Here is a 16,340-nt window from a genome sequence, read left to right as displayed (position 1 = left end):
CCGCGGCGAGCGCGATCAGGTGCGCGCGCTTGACCTTGACGCGCGGGTCAGGGGTTAGCGTCCGCGCGCTCCAGCCACGACCGGGAGGAACCCGATGTCCCGCACGTCCCGCGAGGTCCGCCTCGCCGCCCCGCCCGCAGGCCTGCCCACCGCGCAGGACTTCACCGTCGTCGAGACCGACGTCCCCGAACCGGGACCGGGGGAGGTGCTGGTGCGCAACCTCGGCTTCCAGGTGTTCGGCGCGGCCGTCACCACCGCGCTCGGGCAGGACGTGGCGAACTTCCCCGGCCTGCACCCGGGCGGCGTGCCGTTCGGTCCCGCCGTCGGCGAGGTCGTCGCGGGCGGCGGCGCGTTCGCCCCCGGCGACCTGGTCGCGCACGGTGCGGGCTGGCGCGAGTTCGCGGTGCTGCCCGCCGACCGGTGCGCGCCGCTCGGCGACGCGCTGCCCGACCCGCTGCTGCACCTCTCGCACGGCTGGACCGCGCACACCGCGCTGACCCGCGTCGCGCCGGTGCGGCCGGGGGACGTGGTGTTCGTCAGCAACGCGGCCGGGGCCATCGGCTCGCTGGCCGGGCAGGTCGCGCGGCTGCTCGGCGCCGGACGGGTGGTGGGCAGCGTCGGATCCGCGGCGAAGGCCCGGCGGCTCGTCGCCGAACTCGGCTACGACGCCGCCGTGCTGCGCGGAGAACCGCTGGACGCGCAGCTCGCGGCGGCCGCACCGGACGGGCTCGACGTGGTCGTGGACCTCGTCGGCGGCGAGCAGCTGCGAGCCGCGATCCGGGCCGCCCGCCCGCACGCCCGCATCGCCCTCACCGGCGCGCTCACCGCGCAGTACGACGCGGGCGGGCCCGCGCTGCACGCGCCGGTGGAGCTCGACCTCGCCGAGCTGATCCTCAAGAGCGTCCGCGTCGCCGGGTTCCGCGCCGACGACCACCCGGACGCCCTGCCGGAGTGGAACGAGCGGTTCGCGACCTGGATGCGCACCGGGCGGATCGAGTTCCCGCACACCCGGATCAGCGGAATCGACCGGGCCCCGCAGGCGTTGGAGGACGTGCTGGCCGGGCGGCACGTGGGCGCCGTGCTGGTGGAACCCTAGGCCGGACGGCGCGGTACGACGAGCACGAGGAGCGCGGATGCGGATCGGCGACGCGGCGGCAGCGGCGGGCACCACCCCGCGCACCCTCCGGTTCTACGAGCAGCGCGGCCTGCTCGACCCGCCCGAGCGCACCGCCACCGGGCAGCGCACCTACCGGGAGCGGGACGTGGCGCGGGTGCGGATCATCCGGCAGCTGCTCGCGCTCGGCCTCACCGTCGAGGACGTGGCCACGATGGCGGACCACCTGCACCTGATCGAGGGGGATTCGCTGCCGGAGCGCGGAATTCCGCTGGACCTGCCCGGTCAGGAACAGCTGCTGCGTGACGCGACCCGCGTCGCGGGCGACCGCCTCACCGCGCTGGACGCGGAGATCGCCCGCCTCAGCCGCTTCCGCGACCTCCTCGCGGCCTGCCACACCCACGTCGCTCGAACCGGTTGATCGTTCGCCCGCTCGCCTCGCTCGGGGGCGGAACCGCACTGCCTGTTCTCGCTGCTCCTGCCGCGTAGTGGTCAGGTGGCGGAACCTCAGCGGTTTCCTCGCTGCGGGATCGTTTTCACCGGTGGCTCCGCCACAGGCGACAACGCCGTCCTCGCGAGGAAACCGCTGGGAACCCGCTGCGGTGCGAGTTGCTCAGGTGGTCGTCGGCTCAGCGGCTTCGCCGCTGACGGGAAACCGGCCCGCCGGGCAGGTTCAGCGACGGGCGGTCAGCGGTGTTCTCGCCGCGGGAGCCGTGCTCGGTCGGCGGCGACGACGTTCGCGGGAATCCAGCTGCGGAACCGCGGGTGGCCGGGCCGCGGCGTGGACGCCGCCGGAAGGAAGAAGACGTGCGGCCGCGAAGACCGGTGGTGCGATCGGGACGCCGCGTCAGAGGTTGCTGAGCGCCCTCGTGACGGTGATGTCGAGGACGACCCGGTTCGGGTTGGGGCGGGGCGGGCGGCCGTAGCGGGCCTCGGCGCGGGCTTCGGCGTCGGCGCGGAACTCGGGGTCGTCCCGGACCACCGCGACACCCTCCACGGTCGCCCAGCGACGACCGTCCACCTGGCACAGCGCCACCCGGGCACCGGCGGCCCCGGCGGCCCGGACGCGGCGCGCCTTGTGCGAACCGGCCGAGCACAGCACCCGGGCGGTGCCCGCCGCGAGGTCCAGCGTGGAGTTCACCGGCACCACGTGCGGCGTGCCGTCCGGGCGCACCGTCGTCAACGTGGCCACGTGCGGTTCTTCCCAGAACGAACGGAAGTCAGCGCTCGCGGTGGCGAGGTCGACGGTGCGCGAGGACGCCACGATCAGCCCGCCCAGGACTGCCGGGAGCGCTGCGGGCGCTGCCCGCCGCGGCCGTTCGGGCCGCCGCGCCTGCTCCGGTCGCCGCCGCGCTGCTCGTCGAACGACGGGCGGCCGCGCTGGTCGCCGCGGGCCGGGCGGTCCTCGCGGGCCGGACGTCCCTGGCCCTCGCGGCCGCGGCCCTGGCCGTCACCACGCGGCGGGCGCGGCCCGCCCTGCCTGCGGCCGCCGCCCTTCGGGCCGCCGCTGCGCGGGGTGTCCTTGCGCGGTTCGACGACCGCGACACCGCTGGGTTCGCGGGCGCCGGTCAGCCGCACCAGTTCCGCGTCCTGCGGGGAGATCTTCGTGGTCGTCGCGTTCACCCCGGCCTTCGAGGCCATCTGCTGGAAGGCGCGCTTCTGGTCGTCGGTCACGATCGTCACCACGGTGCCGGTGGCGCCCGCCCGGGCGGTGCGGCCCGCGCGGTGCAGGTAGTCCTTCGGGTCCGCAGGCGGTTCCACGTGCACGACGAGGCTCACGTCGTCGACGTGGATGCCGCGGGCCGCGACGTTGGTGGCGACCAGCGTTTCGGTGGTGCCCGCGCGGAACTCGTCGAGGATGCGGGTCCGCGCGTTCTGCGCCTTGCCGCCGTGCAGCGCGCCCGCGCGCACCCCGGAGGCGCGCAGCTTCTTCGTCAGCCGGTCGGCGTGGTGCTTGGTCCGCACGAACATGATGGTGCGGCCGTCGCGGGCGGCGATGCGAGAGAGCACCGAGAGCTTCTCCTCCGCGGACACCAGGAACTGGTGGTGGTCCATGCTGTCCACGCTGGCCGCGGGCGGCGCCAGCGAGTGCACCACCGGGTCGCTCATGTACTCGCGCACCAGCTTGTCCACGTCCCCGTCGAGCGTCGCGGAGAACAGCAGCCGCTGGCCGTCGGCCGGGATCAGGTCGAGGATCTCGCGGACCTGCGGGAGGAAGCCCATGTCGGCCATCTGGTCGGCCTCGTCCAGCGCGGTGCGCTCCACCTCGGACAGCACGCAGGTGCCCTGCCGCACGTGGTCGGACAACCGGCCGGGGGTGGCGACGAGCACGTCGACGCCGCGGCGCAGCGTGTCGGCCTGGCGGTTGAACGGCATGCCGCCGACGACCTCGCGCACGTACAGGCCCAGCGACTTCGCCAGCGGCTTGAGCGCGGTGGTGACCTGCGTCGCGAGTTCGCGGGTGGGCACCAGCACCAGGCCGCGCGGGTGCAGCGGGCGGGCGCTGCCGCGCTGCAGCGCCAGCAGCGGCAGGCCGAACGCGAGGGTCTTGCCGGACCCGGTCTGGCCGCGGCCGAGCACGTCGCGGCCGCTGAGCGCGTCCGGGATGGTGGCCGCCTGGATCGGGAACGCCTCTTCCAGCCCGGCCTCGGCGAGGGCGGCCACCAGCTTCTGCGGCAGGCCCAGCGAGTCGAACGGCGCCGGGTCGACCGCGGTCACGCCGACCTGGTCGAACAGGCTCGGAGCGGGTGCCGCGGCGGGCTTGGAGCCGCGACGGCGGGGCCGCCGGGAGCGGGCGGCGGGGGACGAGTCAGGACGCACTGCGAACCTCCGGGAACTGGCACGTCTCGGGGAGGTAGCGCGGTCGTGCGCTGATCACAAGGACGAGCCCGGCGCAACGACGGCGCCGCTGGTGGATGGCGGAGCACCGGAACCGGGGAGGACCGATCGGTTGCGAGGTCCTGCTTCACCCGCCGGGATCGTCCCGTGCGAGCGGTTGTCCAGTGCGGTCGCAGTCTACCCGATGTGGTCATGGAACCGGCCGAGCGGGGCGCCTTTTCAAGATCAACTAGCGTTGCGGGGCGTGCCGGTGCGGCAGCGCTCGGTGAGCGCTCCGGTGGTCGGCGGACGGGTGATCAGGCGGGGACGACCACGCACAGCGCCCGCTCGGACTCCTGCTCCACCCGCATCCCGGCGCCGCGGGCCAGCCGCAGCACGCCGTCCACATCGGCCGGTTCGTCCGCGGCGGCCGCCAGCACCCGCGCCAGCCGTCCCTTGTGGGACTTGTTGTGGTGGCTGACGACCTTGCGCTTCCCGTCCGCCGATTCCGACAGCACCCGCACCGACACCGCGCCCGGCACTCGCGCCAGCTCCGCGTAGGCGCCCGAGCGCAGGTCCACCACGAACTCGTCCGAGCCCTGCAGCACCGGTTCCAGCACCGGCCGCCACACCGTGCGCAGCCCGCCGAGCCCGGGCAGCGCGCTCCCGCCCGACAACCGGTACGCGGGAATCCGGTCCGAGCCGCGCACCAGCCCGAACAGCGCCGACGCCACCGCCAGCCGGGCGTCCGCCCGGGACCGCTCCGGCGCGGCCAGCGACCGCACGTCCAGCGCGTCGAACAGCACTCCCGTGTAGCGCTCCAGGCCCGGCGCCGTCGGCGAGTCGAACAGCGCCGCGTTGCGCTCCACCTCGCCGGTCTGCCGCGCGGAGATGCCCAGTGCCGACAGGCTCGCGGGCACGTCCGCCGCCAGCGAGCGCAGCGCCTCCGCCAGCTTCCGCCGCGTCGGTGTCAGCTCCGGATGAGCGAGCGCGTCCAGCTCCAGCGGCGGCCCGTCGCCGCCGGCGGCCTTGGTCTCGGAAGGGGGCAGCAGCACCAGCACGGTCGGCCAGCGTAGTGAACCCGCGCCCGGCGCCGAGCACCGCACCGCACCGGTAATCCGCTGGCAGCACCCCCGGTAGCTGCCGATACCCTCGACGGATCGCCGCACCCCACCGACCAGCACGAGGAGCCCCCGCCGTGATCACGAGGATGTCGACGTTGTTCTTGCGAACCCTTCGCGAGGATCCGGCCGACGCCGAGGTGCCGAGCCACAAGCTGCTCGTGCGCGCCGGGTACGTGCGCCGCGCCGCCCCGGGCGTCTACTCGTGGCTGCCGCTGGGCCTGCGGGTGCTGCGCAGCGTCGAAGAGGTCGTGCGCCAGGAGATGGACGCCATCGGCGCGCAGGAGATCCACTTCCCCGCGCTGCTGCCGCGGGAGCCCTACGAGCAGTCGAACCGGTGGACCGAGTACGGCCCGCTGCTGTTCCGCCTCAAGGACCGCAAGGGCGCCGACTACCTGCTGGGGCCGACGCACGAAGAGCTGTTCACCCTCACCGTCAAGGGCGAGTACAACTCGTACAAGGACTACCCGGTCATGCTGTACCAAGTGCAGACCAAGTACCGGGACGAGGAGCGCCCCCGGGCGGGCATCCTGCGCGGGCGCGAGTTCGTCATGAAGGACTCGTACTCCTTCGACCTCGACGACGAGGGCCTGGAGAACTCGTACCGGCTGCACCGGGACGCCTACGTCCGGATCTTCGACCGGCTCGGCCTGCGCTACGTGATCGTCGCCGCCACCTCCGGCGCGATGGGCGGCTCCGCCTCCGAGGAGTTCCTCGCGGAGAGCCCCACCGGCGAGGACACCTTCGTGCGCAGCACCGAATCCGGCTACGCCGCGAACGTCGAGGCCGTCGTCACCCCGGTTCCCGAGGCCGAGTCCATCGAGGACAAGCCCGCCGCGCAGGTGCACCACACGCCCGGCACGCCGACCATCGAGACCCTCGTCGACCACCTCAACGGCGCCGGGCTCGGCCGCGAGTTCACCGCCGCCGACACCCTGAAGAACGTGCTGGTCAAGACCCGCGAACCGGGTGCCGAGAAGTGGCAGCTGCTGGCCATCGCGGTCCCCGGCGACCGCGAGGTCGACTTCAAGCGCCTCGAAGCCGCCGTGGAACCCGCCGAGGTCGCGCTGCTCGACGAGGCCGACTTCGCCGCGAACCCGTTCCTGGTGAAGGGCTACATCGGCCCGAAGGCGTTGCAGGACAACGGGATCCGCTTCCTCGCCGACCCGCGCATCGTGCCCGGCACCGCGTGGGTGACCGGCGCCGACCAGGCCGACCACCACGTGGTGGACCTGGTGTGCGGCCGCGACTTCACCCCGGACGGCACCATCGAGGCCGCCGAGGTCCGCGAAGGCGACCTCGCCCCCGACGGTGGCGGCACCCTCGTCGCGGCCCGCGGCATCGAGATCGGGCACATCTTCCAGCTGGGCCGCAAGTACGCGGACGCGTTCGGGCTGGACGCGCTCGGCCAGGACGGCAAGCCGAAGCGGATCACGATGGGCTCATACGGCATCGGCGTGTCCCGCCTCGTCGCCGCCATCGCCGAGCAGAGCCACGACGAGCTCGGCCTGGTGTGGCCGCGCGTGATCGCCCCCGCCGACGTGCACGTGGTCATCGCGGGCAAGGACGAGACCGTTCGCGAAGGCGGCGAGCGGCTGGCCGCGGAGCTCGACCAGGCCGGGGTGCGGGTGCTGCTGGACGACCGCACCTCCTCGCCGGGCGTGAAGTTCGCGGACGCCGAACTCGTCGGCGTGCCCACGATCCTCGTCGTCGGCAAGGGGCTCGCGAAGGGCGTCGTCGAGGTCAAGGACCGCGCCACCGGCGAGCGCGCGGAGATCGACGTGGACAAGGCCGTCGAGCACCTCGTCACCCTCGTCCGCAGCTGACCCCCGCCAGGTGAACGGCCCACCAGCCCGCGGGCAGGTGGGCCGTTCACCTGCGGCGGAGCTTCCGGAGCGCGACGAGCAGGGGCGGCGCGAGCACCGCGGGGAGGACCAGCGCCGGGTGCGTGGTGAACTCCCGCAGCACCGCGGCGGCGTAGCCGAGCACGGCGGCGAGCAGCACGAGGTCCGCCCACCGCAGCCACGCCGGTAGCGGAACCGCGGTGCCGCGGAGGACGCCGCGCGCCGCGTTGAGCAGCAGCAGCGGTACCGCCACCGACCAGCACGCCCACCCCGCCGCCGAACCGTGCCCGTAGCGGGCCAGCACCGGCTGGACGACGAGCAGCACCAGCAGCGCCAGCGCCGGGGCGGGCAGGAACTTCAGGGCCGCGCGCAGCCGCGGTCTCGGCGCGGAGGCCACCGGGAACTCGGCCGATTCGCGGTCGCGGTCCGATTCGCGGTCTCGGGCTGCCCCGCCTTCCTGGGCTGCCTCGCGGTCGCGGACCGATTCGCGTCCCCGGGCTGATTCCTGGTCTCGGGCTGCCCCGCGTTCTCGGGCTGATTCGCGGTCTTCGGCTCCGCGTTCCTGAGCCGATCCGCGTTCCCGAGCGAGTTCGCGTTCCTGGGTCGGCTCGGTTTCCGGGGTCGTTTCGGGAGTCCGGGTCGGCTCGGTTTCCGGGGTCGTTTCGAGAGCCCGGGCCGGCTTGCGTCCGGGGGCCGTTTCGGAACCCCGGGTCGACTCCCGTCCCGGGACCGATTCGGAACCCCGGGTCGGCTCGGGCTCGGGGGCCGCTTCGGGTTCGGGGACCGTTTCGGAACCCCGGGCCGGCTCGGGTCCGGGAACCGACTCGGGTGCCCGGTCCGGTTCGGGCGCGGGGGCAGGTCCGGGTTCCCGCGCCGACCCCGTTTCCGGCACCGCCCCGGGCCCTGCGGCGGCCCGCTCCGCCGCCCCGTCGCGCAGCCGCGCGGCCAGTTGCTCGGCCCGCCGGTGGTCGCCCGCGTCCCGGTACAGCCGCGCGCACCGCTCGTAGTCCCGCCGGGCCGCCGCGGCATCGCCGTTCGCGGCATGCAGGTCCGCCAGGTGGTGCAGCGCGGTCGCGGCGCGGTGCGGGAACCCGTGCTGCCGGGCCGAATCCAGCGCCGCCCGGTGCTGCCGCGCGGCGCCCTCGACGTCGCCGCGCCGCGCCAGCACCGCGCCCAGCTCGTTCGCGGCGAGCTCGACCTGCTCCGCGCACCCGTGCTCGGCCGCCAGTTCGCGCGCCGACCCGTACCGGCGCGCCGCCTCGTCGAGGTCGCCGCCGAGCAGCGCGACCCGCCCCAGCCCGCGCCGCGCCGCGCACTGCCCGGGCACGTCCCCGTCGCGGCGGGCCCGGTCCAGCAACCACCGGTACTGCTCCACCGCCGCCTCGTGCTCGCCCGCTTCGGCCGCGAGCCGCGCGAAGGTCGCGAGGAACGGCACCGGGAGCTCGTCGAGCGCGCGGGCCAGCTTGCCCGCTTCCCGGAGGGACCGGGCCGCCGCGGCGTGCCGACCGGCCGCGAGGTGCGCTTCGCACAGCACCAGCAGTGCCCGCAGCTCCGCGTCCCGGTCACCGAGGACCTGGGCCGCGCGCACCATCGGCACCGCCACCCGCACCGCTTCGGCCGCGCGCCCGGTCCGCTCGCAGCGGGCGACGAGCGCGGCGGCGATGCGCAGCGCAGCCCGGGCCGTCCGCACCTCCTCGGTGCCCGTTTCCGCTGCTCCCGAGCCCGCCGCGCCCATGCCTGCGCCTGCCGTGCCCGGGCCCGCCGCGCCCACCTCCGGGGAGCCGGGCTCGGCCGACCACGCACCGGCCGCGGCCCGCAGCCCCGCCAGCAGCGCCTCGTGCTCGTCGTGCAGCGTCCGCAGCGCCGCGCCGATCCGCGCCGCGCTCGCGTCCGCACCCGGCAGCAGCGGCGCCACCGCCGCGTCGGCGATCTCGGCGCAGCGCTCGGCGAACCGCAGCGCGAGCGACCGGCGCCGCGCGGCGGGCAGCGCCGTGAAGGACTCGGCCGCGCACTCGCCGGTGAGGTCGTGGAACGCGCCCCCGTGCGTGCGCGGCTCCAGCAGGTGCGCGGACCCCAGCCGGTCCAGCAGCAGCCGCGCGAGCCGCGGATCGGGCTCGTCCAGCAGCGGCGCCACCCGGTCCGCGGTGAACGTGAGCCGCGGCAGCATCCCGAGCCGGTCGAACAGCTCCGCCGCCCGCTGGTCCACCCGCTCCGGCGACCGCCGCAGCGCCGCCACCGACAGCGCCACCGCCGAGCGCACCCTCTCCAGCACCGACAACCGGTGCGGCGAGTCCAGGTCGGCGGCGACCACCCGCGGTTCCCGCCGCGGATCACCCCGCAGCACGTCGCCGACGACCCGCAGCGCCAGCGGCAGGTGCCCGCAGCGCTCCGCGACCTGCCGCAGCTCGTCCCGCCGCCGCGCGCGCGGATCCGCGGGATCGCCCCGGACGATCTCGCGCCGCAGCAGTTCCACCGAGGCCGCCGCGGGCAGCGCGGCCAACCGGACCACCGCCGCGTCCACGTCGAGCTGGTCCCGCGAGGTGAGCAGCACCCCGTGCACCGCGTCGGTCGGCAGCAGCTCGCGCACGTCCCACCGCGGCCCCACGTCGTCCAGCACCAGCAGCAGCGGCAGCTCCGCGCGGGCGAACTCGGCGAACCGGCGGCGGACCAGCTCCGGTCCGCCCGTCGGCCCGCCCGGCACCTGCAACAGCGCTTGCAGTTCCGCCGCGGCCTCCCGGAGCCCGAACTCGCCGTGCGCCGCGTAGCCGTGGCAGGCCAGGAACACGACCCCGCCGGGATGGGCGTCGCGCAGCCGGTCCGCCGCCGCGATCGCGAGCGCGCTCTTGCCGCAGCCGCCCATGCCCACCAGCAGCCGCACCGGGTTCGCCGCGCCGAGCACCGCGTCGAGCTCCGCTTCCCGCCCGGTCAGCGGCCCGGCCGCGCGCGGCAGCGTGGAACCCAGCGGCCGCGGCGCGGGAGTGGGGTCGGAGAAGTGCACGTCGCCGAAGATCTGCCCGGCCTGCACCACGATGCCCTCGTTGCCCCGCACGGTGTTCTCCGCCCGGACCCCGTGCCGATGCCGCTCCCCGCCCATCACCCACGTATAGCGCAGGAGATCACCCGCGGACACCGCATCCGCGCGGATCGATCAGCCCTGGACGGCCTTGAGGACGGCGGCGGTGTCGGTGAGGTCGGGGAGGACGACGTGGGCGCCCGCGTCCCGCAGCTCCCGCTCGTCGCTGCGGCCGGTGGCCACGCCGATCGCGATCGCGCCGTGGTGCAGCGCGCCGACCACGTCGCGCGGGGTGTCGCCGACGACGACCACCGACTGCGGGGCGAACTCGGCGCCGTGCTTGGCGGCGGCCTTGCCGACGGCCGCGCTGATCAGGTCGTGCCGGTGCGGGGAGTCGGCGCCGAACCCGCCGATGTCGAAGTCCACGTGCCGGTGCAGCCCGAACGCGTCGAGCTTGTGGAAGGCGACCTCGGGGAGGTTGCCGGTGACGAGGCTCTGCACCACGCCGGGCGCCTCGGCCAAGGCCGCCAGCGCCTCCGCGGCCCCGGGCATCGCGCTGCCGCGCAGCGACAGCGAGTCCAGATCGGCCAGCACCACCTCGGTGAGCGTGCGGAACATGGCGCGCACGGTGTCGTCCGCGGCGTCGATGCCGTGCGCGGCCAGCACCTCGCCGGTGATCGCCAGCTCGGTCTTGCCCGCCATGTCCGGCACGTGCCGCAGCGACGTCCCGGTCACCTCGGCGAGGGTGCGCCGGTACCAGTCGACGCCGATGCCGCGGGCGTCGATCAGCGTCAGGTCCACGTCCCACAGCACGAGTCGGGCGGTCATCGCACCATCGTGGCACGCGGACCCGCGACCATGATCAAGATGTGAGCCATCTCCGCACGATCCGGTTTCACCCGAAGAGGTGGCATCAGCCTGCGAGGAAGCTCAGCCGGACCCGCCGCACCGGGTTGTCCACGTTCGTGTCCACCAGGCACACCGACTGCCAGGTGCCCAGCGCCATCCGCCCGTCCAGCACCGGCACCGTCGCGTACGGCGGCACCAGCGCGGGCAGCACGTGATCGCGCCCGTGCCCCGGCGAACCGTGCCGGTGCCGCCACCGGCGGTCCGCGGGCAGCAGCTCCCGCAGCTGGGCCAGCAGGTCGTCGTCGCTGCCCGCGCCGGTCTCGATCACCGCGAGGCCCGCCGTCGCGTGCGGCACCCACACGTTCAGCAGCCCGTCCCCGGCACCCGCCGACCGCAGGAACCGGTCGCACTCGGCGCCCAGGTCGTAGACCACCTCGACGGACCCGGTCCGGATCTCCACTTCCTCACTCCACATACCGCCACCGTAGAGCTCACTGGTTCGGCTGCTCGGCTCCTGTTGCTCAGAACTCGGGTGGCGGAACCTCAGCGGGATTCTCGCTGCGGGATCGATTTCACCGGTGGCTCCGCCACAGGAGAAATCGCTGTCCTCGCGAGAATCCCGCTGAGAACCCGCTGCGGTGCCGGGTGCTCTGGTGGTCGCTGCTCAGCGGCTGCGCCGCTGACCGGAGAACGGCATGGCGGGGCGGGGTGGGCTGGCGCGGGTTCTCGTGCGGGCCTGGTCCGGTGCTGGCGCGGGCGGGGTGCCGTGGACGAGGATCGGGGGATGCGCACCGCCTTCGGCCTCCGGTTCGACGTTCCCGACGGATACCTGAACACCGCGAGCATCGGGGTTCCGTCCACCGGCACCGTCGACGCCGTCACCGCCGCCGTCGCCACCTGGGGAGCGGGCGGTGCCCGCCCCACCGACTTCGACGCCGACACCGACGCCGGCCGGGACCTGTTCGCCCGGCTCGTCGGCGTGCCCGCCGACCGGGTCGCCGTCGGCGCCACCGTTTCCCAGCTCGTCGGCATCATCGCCGCCGACCTGCCGGACCGGGCGCGCGTGCTGGTCGCGGAGGACGAGTTCACCAGCGTCAGCTTCCCGTTCGCCGCGCAAGCCGACCGCGGCGTGCAGGTCGACGAGGTCCCGCTCGCAGCGATCCCGGACAAGGCCGCCGACTACGACCTGGTGGCGGTGAGCGTCGTGCAGTCCGCCGACGGCGCCGTCGTCGACCTCGACGCGCTCCGCGAAGCCGTGCAGGGCCGCTCGACCCGGGTGCTGCTGGACACCACCCAGGCCGCGGGCTGGCTGCCGATGCGGCTCGACTGGGCCGACCACGTCGTCGGCACCGGCTACAAGTGGCTGCTCGCGCCGCGCGGATCGTCCTGGCTCGCCCAGCACCCGGACGCGCCCGCGCCGCGGGCGAGCCACGCCAACTGGTACGCCGGTGGTGGCATGGACAGCATCTACGGGCTCCCGCTGAAGCAGGCCCCGGGCGGGCGCGGGCTCGACCTGTCGCCGGTGTGGCTGGCCCAGGTCGGTGCCGCCGCCTCGATGCGGGAGCTCGCCGCCCTCGACCTCGAACAGGTGCGGGACCACTGCACCGGCCTGGCGAACCGGGTGCGCGCCGAACTCGGACTCGCCCCCGCGGGCTCGCCGATCGTCGCGGTGCCCGGCGACGATGTCGCCCGCAAGCTCGCCGAGGCGGGCATCGCGTCCGCCGCCCGCGCGGGCAAGGCGCGGCTCGCGTTCCACCTGTACAACACCGACGCCGACGTCGACCTGGTGCTCGGTGCGCTGCGCGGCTGAGCAGCCCGAACGTCTTCGCTGCGCACGTGCTGTTCTGCGCGCGATCCGCAACCGCTACCGTTAGTGCCCGTGCCGGACCCCCAAGGTGCACCCGAAGAGATGACAGGCTCGCCGCAGAACGCGCAGCGAGCTGACACTGCGCCACTCCAGCGCGACAACTCCCTGGTGAACCAAGAGCACCGCAGCGCCAGCCCCGCCGACTTCAGCCCGGACACCCTGGGCGGACCCGGCGAGACGACCCGCCCCGCGTTCCAGCAGCCGTCGGCCCAGCAGCCGCACGGCCAGCCGCCCGCGCAGCAGCCCGGCGGTGGTCCCAGCACGCCCGGCTACGGCCAGCCCCAGCAGAACCAGGCGCAGCAGAGTCAGCCGCAGCAGGGCCAGAACCAGGCGGCGCAGACCCAGATCGCGCACCAGCAGGCCTACCCGCAGCACTACCAGGGCTGGGGCGGGCAGCAGCAGTACGCGCAGCACCCCGGCCAGCAGCAGTACCCGCAGCAGGGCTACGGCCAGCAGAACCCGGGCCAGCAGAGCGCCGGACACCAGAACCCGGGCCAGCAGCACCCCGGACAGCAGAACGCTCCGCAGCAGAGCGCCGCGCAGCACAACCCCGGGCAGCACAACCCGGCGCAGCAGAACCCGGCCTACCCCGGGCCGCAGGGCGGCGACATCAACCAGCGCGCCTACCCCTCCACCAGCAGGCAGGAAGCCGTCCGGCCCGAACCGGCGGCGCGCGCGGGAGGCGGCCTCCTCGCAGGCACCTCCATCACGCCCTCCGGCTGGCTGCTGCGCGGCCTCGTGCTGTTCGGCGTCGCCGTCGTCTCCGGCCTGCTCTGGCTGCTGATCAAGCCGTCCTCCGGCGACGACCAGGCGGCCGACCCGCCCGCGCCCGCCCCGCAGACCCAGAACCCGTTCCACCTCGAACTCCGCGAAGAGGGCCAGCAGGGCTGCGCCAACGTCTCCACCGGCCGGATCAAGGCGTTCTTCAACGAGCACAGCTGCGAACACCTCACCCGGGCGCTCTACACCACCGACCTCCCGGACGGGCAGCGCGTCCTGACCTCCGTGGTCACCGTGCGGCTCGCCGACGCCGCCAGCGCCGCGCAGCTCAACCAGCTCGTCACCCAGGACAACACCGGCAACGTGATGGACCTGGTCTCCGCGGGCCGCGACCTGCCCGACGACTTCCCCGGGCTCAGCAGCGACGTCGGCTACCACTCCGAGCAGCAGGACCGGCTCGTCGTCGTCGGCGAATCCGGGTACTTCGGCAAGCCCGACAACTTCGAGGACCAGCAGCTCACCGACGTGACCAAGGACGCGGTCCGGTTGGGCTGGCCGCAGGACAGCGGCTGATCCGTCCCGCTCCGGTGGTGGAACCTCGGCCGCCCCTCGCCGCGGGATCGTCGTCGCCGGTGGCTTCCGCCACCCGTGCCGGCGCCGTCCTCGCGAGGGGGCCGCTGAGAACCCGGGGGGTCGGCCCAGCGGCTGCCGGGATCGCCGGCCCCGCCCTCGTCAGGGCTTGCCGGGCTGGGCTTCCGCGGCGGGGTTCTGGCCGATGGTGATGCGCCAGCGGGTGGCGCGGGTGGCGGCCGTGGTCAGGGCGGTGAGCGCCAGCCGCCGCACCGCCGGGTCCACCTCGTCCGGCTCGGTGTTCTCCAGCACCGAGCGCCAGCCGATCTGGCACTCCCGCTCGGCCACGACGAGCGCGCGGATCGCCGAGCCCTCGTCGGACACCCGCTCCGGCAGCGAATAGGCGGGCGCGGCGGCCGGGGGAGTGGCGCCGGTGGCCCTGATCAGGCGCTGCGCCTCGTCCCGGTGCCCCTCGTGCACCCCGGTGGCCTCCGCGACGGCCGCCTGCACCTGCGGGCGGGTCACGAACGCGGTCACCAGCTCGTAGGTCCACACCGCGGCGTTCTCCGCGTCCAGCGCCGCGTCCACGGCGGTTCCGGCCTCGTCCGGCAGTTCTCGGCTCATGCCAGTACCTCCGCCAAGCTCGCGCAGCTCGCCGAGATCGATCCGGTCAGCCCCGCCCGGTAGCCGGGCAGGGTCGGGCACAGCTTCCCCGCGGCCTGCTCCGCCACGGCCAGCGCCTGCTTCAGCGCCGCCTGCGCCTCGGGAGCCGAGGCGGGCACCTGCGGGGCCGGGGTCCGGTGCTCGCGGGGCTCGTCCGGCGGGTCGAGGCGGTCGATCTCCTGCTGCAGCAGCCGCGCGTGCTCGGCGCGGATCTCCGCCATCGCGCCCGCCTCCGCCCCCAGGGCGGGATGGCTGCGCGCGACGCCCTGCGCCAGCGCCGCGTCCGACCGGGCGCCGTCCGCCAGCGCCGCCAGCGGATCCGGCGCGTCCTCGCCGCCGGCGCACGCGGTGGTCACCGCGGCCACCGCGGGCAAGGCCGCCAGCAGCCGCAACACCGCGCGCCGTCCGACACGCGCTGGCCCGTTCGAGTGACGGGAGGGGAGGGGTGCTCGCACGCTGATCCATCCTGCCAGGCAGGCCCCCGACCGCCGCGCTGGGCCGGACGGAGGCCACGCCGCGCCGTGCCTGGAACCGACCAGATAAGCTGGACGACCGCGGCCCGCGCGCCCAGCGCCGGACGTGGGTTTCGCGAGTCCGGCCGAAGGCGGCGCCGCCCGAACCGGGCGTCGCCGGACCGCCCGGCCCGATCACCTCCGAAGTGACCCGATCATCCCCGAATCTAGGAGTGCCAACGTGTCCAGCCCGCCGCGCGATGAGTCCGTCGCGCTGCTGGAGCCCGTCGTCGCCGACGCCGTGTCCCAAGCCGGTTTCGACCTCGAGGAGCTCGACGTGCAGCAGGCTGGCAGACGCCGCCTGGTGAAGGTCGTCGTGGACTCCGACGACGGGGTGGGTCTCGACGAGATCTCCGAGCTGAGCCGAGCCGTCTCGCAAGTGCTGGACGCGCACGAGCACGTGCTCGCCGGGGCGTACACCTTGGAGGTGACCTCGCCCGGCACCGACCGGCCGTTGACCAGGCCCCGGCACTGGCGCCGCGCCCGGCACCGGCTGGTCAAGATCAAGCTCTCCGGCGGCGGCGACCTGACCGCGCGCGTCGGAGCCGCCGACGACGAAAGCGTGCAGGTGCTGGCCGACCAGCAGATCCGCACGCTGGCCTACCGCGACATCGAGCGCGCGGTGGTCGAGGTGGAATTCCAGCAGCCACCGGCGCAGGACCTCGTCCTGCTCAAGCGGGCGGCCGACGGCCCGGAAGGCGACGACCGGGAAGACACGGAGGAGTCGAGGTGAACGTCGACATCGCCGCGCTGCGCGCGATCGAACGCGACAAGGACATCCCGTTCGAGACGGTCCTGGAAGCGATCGAATCAGCGCTGCTGACGGCATACCGGCACACCGAGGGGCACCAGCAGCACGCCCGGGTGGAAGTGGACCGCAAGACCGGCGTGGTGCGGGTGCTCGCGCACACCCTCGACGCCGAGGGCGGGGTCGAGGAGGAGTGGGACGACACGCCCGAAGGCTTCGGGCGGATCGCGGCGACCACCGCGCGCCAGGTCATCCTGCAGCGGCTGCGCGACGCCGAGCACGAGCGCACCTTCGGCGAGTTCTCCACCAAGGAGGGCGAGATCCTCGGCGGCGTCGTGCAGCGCGACGCGAAGGCCAACTCGCGCGGCATGGTCGTCGTGCAGGTCGGGGACAGCGAAGGCGTCATCCCCGCCGCCGAGCAGGTGCCGGGTGAGCGCTACGAGCACGGCATGCGCGTCAAGTGCTACGTCGTCGGCGTCTCCCGCAGCGCCCGCGGCCCGCA

General features: G+C 74.8%; 15 protein-coding genes. 7 read left to right on the top strand and 8 right to left on the bottom strand.

Translation table 11 applies throughout. The features are described 5' to 3' along the window. Positions 1-94 precede the first annotated feature (94 nt). Positions 95-1,096, top strand: coding sequence for an NADP-dependent oxidoreductase (locus ABZ805_RS12780; protein WP_358438535.1), 1,002 nt, complete (start codon positions 95-97; stop codon positions 1,094-1,096). A 37-nt stretch (positions 1,097-1,133) separates the two neighbouring features. Then, positions 1,134-1,535, top strand: coding sequence for a MerR family transcriptional regulator (locus tag ABZ805_RS12775; protein WP_358438533.1), 402 nt, complete (start codon positions 1,134-1,136; stop codon positions 1,533-1,535). A gap of 426 nt (positions 1,536-1,961) precedes the next feature. On the opposite strand, the gene ABZ805_RS12770 is transcribed toward ABZ805_RS12775, so the two are convergent. From ABZ805_RS12770 to yaaA, 3 genes are all read right to left on the bottom strand, one after another. Continuing rightward, positions 1,962-2,378 (bottom strand): pyridoxamine 5'-phosphate oxidase family protein, encoded by a 417-nt coding sequence (locus ABZ805_RS12770; protein ID WP_358438530.1) that lies wholly within the window; start codon positions 2,376-2,378, stop codon positions 1,962-1,964. Between the two features lie 2 nt (positions 2,379-2,380). Then, entirely contained in the window at positions 2,381-3,850 is a 1,470-nt protein-coding gene (locus tag ABZ805_RS12765) for a DEAD/DEAH box helicase (RefSeq protein WP_358438692.1), read from the bottom strand. A gap of 398 nt (positions 3,851-4,248) precedes the next feature. Next, a complete protein-coding gene (gene yaaA, locus ABZ805_RS12760) occupies positions 4,249-4,992 on the bottom strand; it encodes a peroxide stress protein YaaA (RefSeq protein WP_358438527.1) in 744 nt (247 codons plus the stop codon). A 137-nt stretch (positions 4,993-5,129) separates the two neighbouring features. Between yaaA and ABZ805_RS12755 the strand changes: the two genes are divergently transcribed. Continuing rightward, positions 5,130-6,878: a proline--tRNA ligase gene (locus ABZ805_RS12755; protein ID WP_358438524.1), complete on the top strand. Its 1,749-nt coding sequence runs from the start codon at positions 5,130-5,132 to the stop codon at positions 6,876-6,878. A 46-nt stretch (positions 6,879-6,924) separates the two neighbouring features. On the opposite strand, the gene ABZ805_RS12750 is transcribed toward ABZ805_RS12755, so the two are convergent. From ABZ805_RS12750 to ABZ805_RS12740, 3 genes are all read right to left on the bottom strand, one after another. After that, on the bottom strand, positions 6,925-9,945 hold the full coding sequence (locus ABZ805_RS12750; protein ID WP_358438521.1) for a hypothetical protein: 3,021 nt from the start codon (positions 9,943-9,945) through the stop codon (positions 6,925-6,927). A 99-nt stretch (positions 9,946-10,044) separates the two neighbouring features. After that, positions 10,045-10,737 (bottom strand): haloacid dehalogenase-like hydrolase, encoded by a 693-nt coding sequence (locus ABZ805_RS12745; RefSeq protein WP_358438519.1) that lies wholly within the window; start codon positions 10,735-10,737, stop codon positions 10,045-10,047. An 85-nt stretch (positions 10,738-10,822) separates the two neighbouring features. Next, entirely contained in the window at positions 10,823-11,233 is a 411-nt protein-coding gene (locus ABZ805_RS12740; RefSeq protein WP_358438517.1) for a YjbQ family protein, read from the bottom strand. 309 nt (positions 11,234-11,542) lie between these two features. Between ABZ805_RS12740 and ABZ805_RS12735 the strand changes: the two genes are divergently transcribed. Continuing rightward, on the top strand, positions 11,543-12,568 hold the full coding sequence (locus tag ABZ805_RS12735; RefSeq protein ID WP_358438515.1) for an aminotransferase: 1,026 nt from the start codon (positions 11,543-11,545) through the stop codon (positions 12,566-12,568). Positions 12,569-12,733: 165 nt separating this feature from the next. Continuing rightward, positions 12,734-13,918 carry a hypothetical protein gene (locus tag ABZ805_RS12730; RefSeq protein WP_358438512.1) on the top strand — a complete coding sequence of 395 codons (1,185 nt, stop codon included), beginning with the start codon at positions 12,734-12,736 and terminating at the stop codon, positions 13,916-13,918. A 159-nt stretch (positions 13,919-14,077) separates the two neighbouring features. Here ABZ805_RS12730 and ABZ805_RS12725 read toward each other — a convergent pair whose 3' ends face one another. Beyond that, positions 14,078-14,539 carry a DUF4439 domain-containing protein gene (locus tag ABZ805_RS12725; protein ID WP_358438509.1) on the bottom strand — a complete coding sequence of 154 codons (462 nt, stop codon included), beginning with the start codon at positions 14,537-14,539 and terminating at the stop codon, positions 14,078-14,080. Further along, positions 14,536-14,973: a hypothetical protein gene (locus tag ABZ805_RS12720; RefSeq protein WP_358438506.1), complete on the bottom strand. Its 438-nt coding sequence runs from the start codon at positions 14,971-14,973 to the stop codon at positions 14,536-14,538. Before ABZ805_RS12720 ends, ABZ805_RS12725 begins: the two co-directional genes overlap by 4 nt. 298 nt (positions 14,974-15,271) lie before the next feature. Between ABZ805_RS12720 and rimP the strand changes: the two genes are divergently transcribed. Together rimP and ABZ805_RS12710 are read left to right on the top strand one after the other, a co-directional pair. Beyond that, the gene (gene rimP, locus ABZ805_RS12715) at positions 15,272-15,823 is read left to right on the top strand and encodes a ribosome maturation factor RimP (RefSeq protein WP_358438504.1); all 552 of its coding nucleotides are present in this window, start codon (positions 15,272-15,274) and stop codon (positions 15,821-15,823) included. Next, positions 15,820-16,340 (top strand): NusA N-terminal domain-containing protein (locus ABZ805_RS12710; RefSeq protein ID WP_358438501.1); only part of this gene is annotated, 521 nt, incomplete at its 3' end. The genes rimP and ABZ805_RS12710, both read left to right, overlap by 4 nt.

The organism is Saccharopolyspora sp. NPDC047091, assembly GCF_040643635.1.
GTDB lineage: Bacteria > Actinomycetota > Actinomycetes > Mycobacteriales > Pseudonocardiaceae > Saccharopolyspora_C.
The sequence above is the reverse complement of the archived record's forward strand: the minus strand, read 5'-3'. Positions and strand labels throughout refer to the sequence as shown.

What these genes read in the sequence shown, in the direction of transcription:
- ABZ805_RS12745 (WP_358438519.1), bottom strand. Translation starts at nt 10,737, where the DNA reads ATGACCGCCCGACTCGTGCTGTGGGACGTGGACCTGACGCTGATCGAC.
- ABZ805_RS12740 (WP_358438517.1), bottom strand. Translation starts at nt 11,233, where the DNA reads ATGTGGAGTGAGGAAGTGGAGATCCGGACCGGGTCCGTCGAGGTGGTC.
- ABZ805_RS12775 (WP_358438533.1), top strand. Translation starts at nt 1,134, where the DNA reads ATGCGGATCGGCGACGCGGCGGCAGCGGCGGGCACCACCCCGCGCACC.
- ABZ805_RS12780 (WP_358438535.1), top strand. Translation starts at nt 95, where the DNA reads ATGTCCCGCACGTCCCGCGAGGTCCGCCTCGCCGCCCCGCCCGCAGGC.
- ABZ805_RS12735 (WP_358438515.1), top strand. Translation starts at nt 11,543, where the DNA reads ATGCGCACCGCCTTCGGCCTCCGGTTCGACGTTCCCGACGGATACCTG.
- ABZ805_RS12725 (WP_358438509.1), bottom strand. Translation starts at nt 14,539, where the DNA reads ATGAGCCGAGAACTGCCGGACGAGGCCGGAACCGCCGTGGACGCGGCG.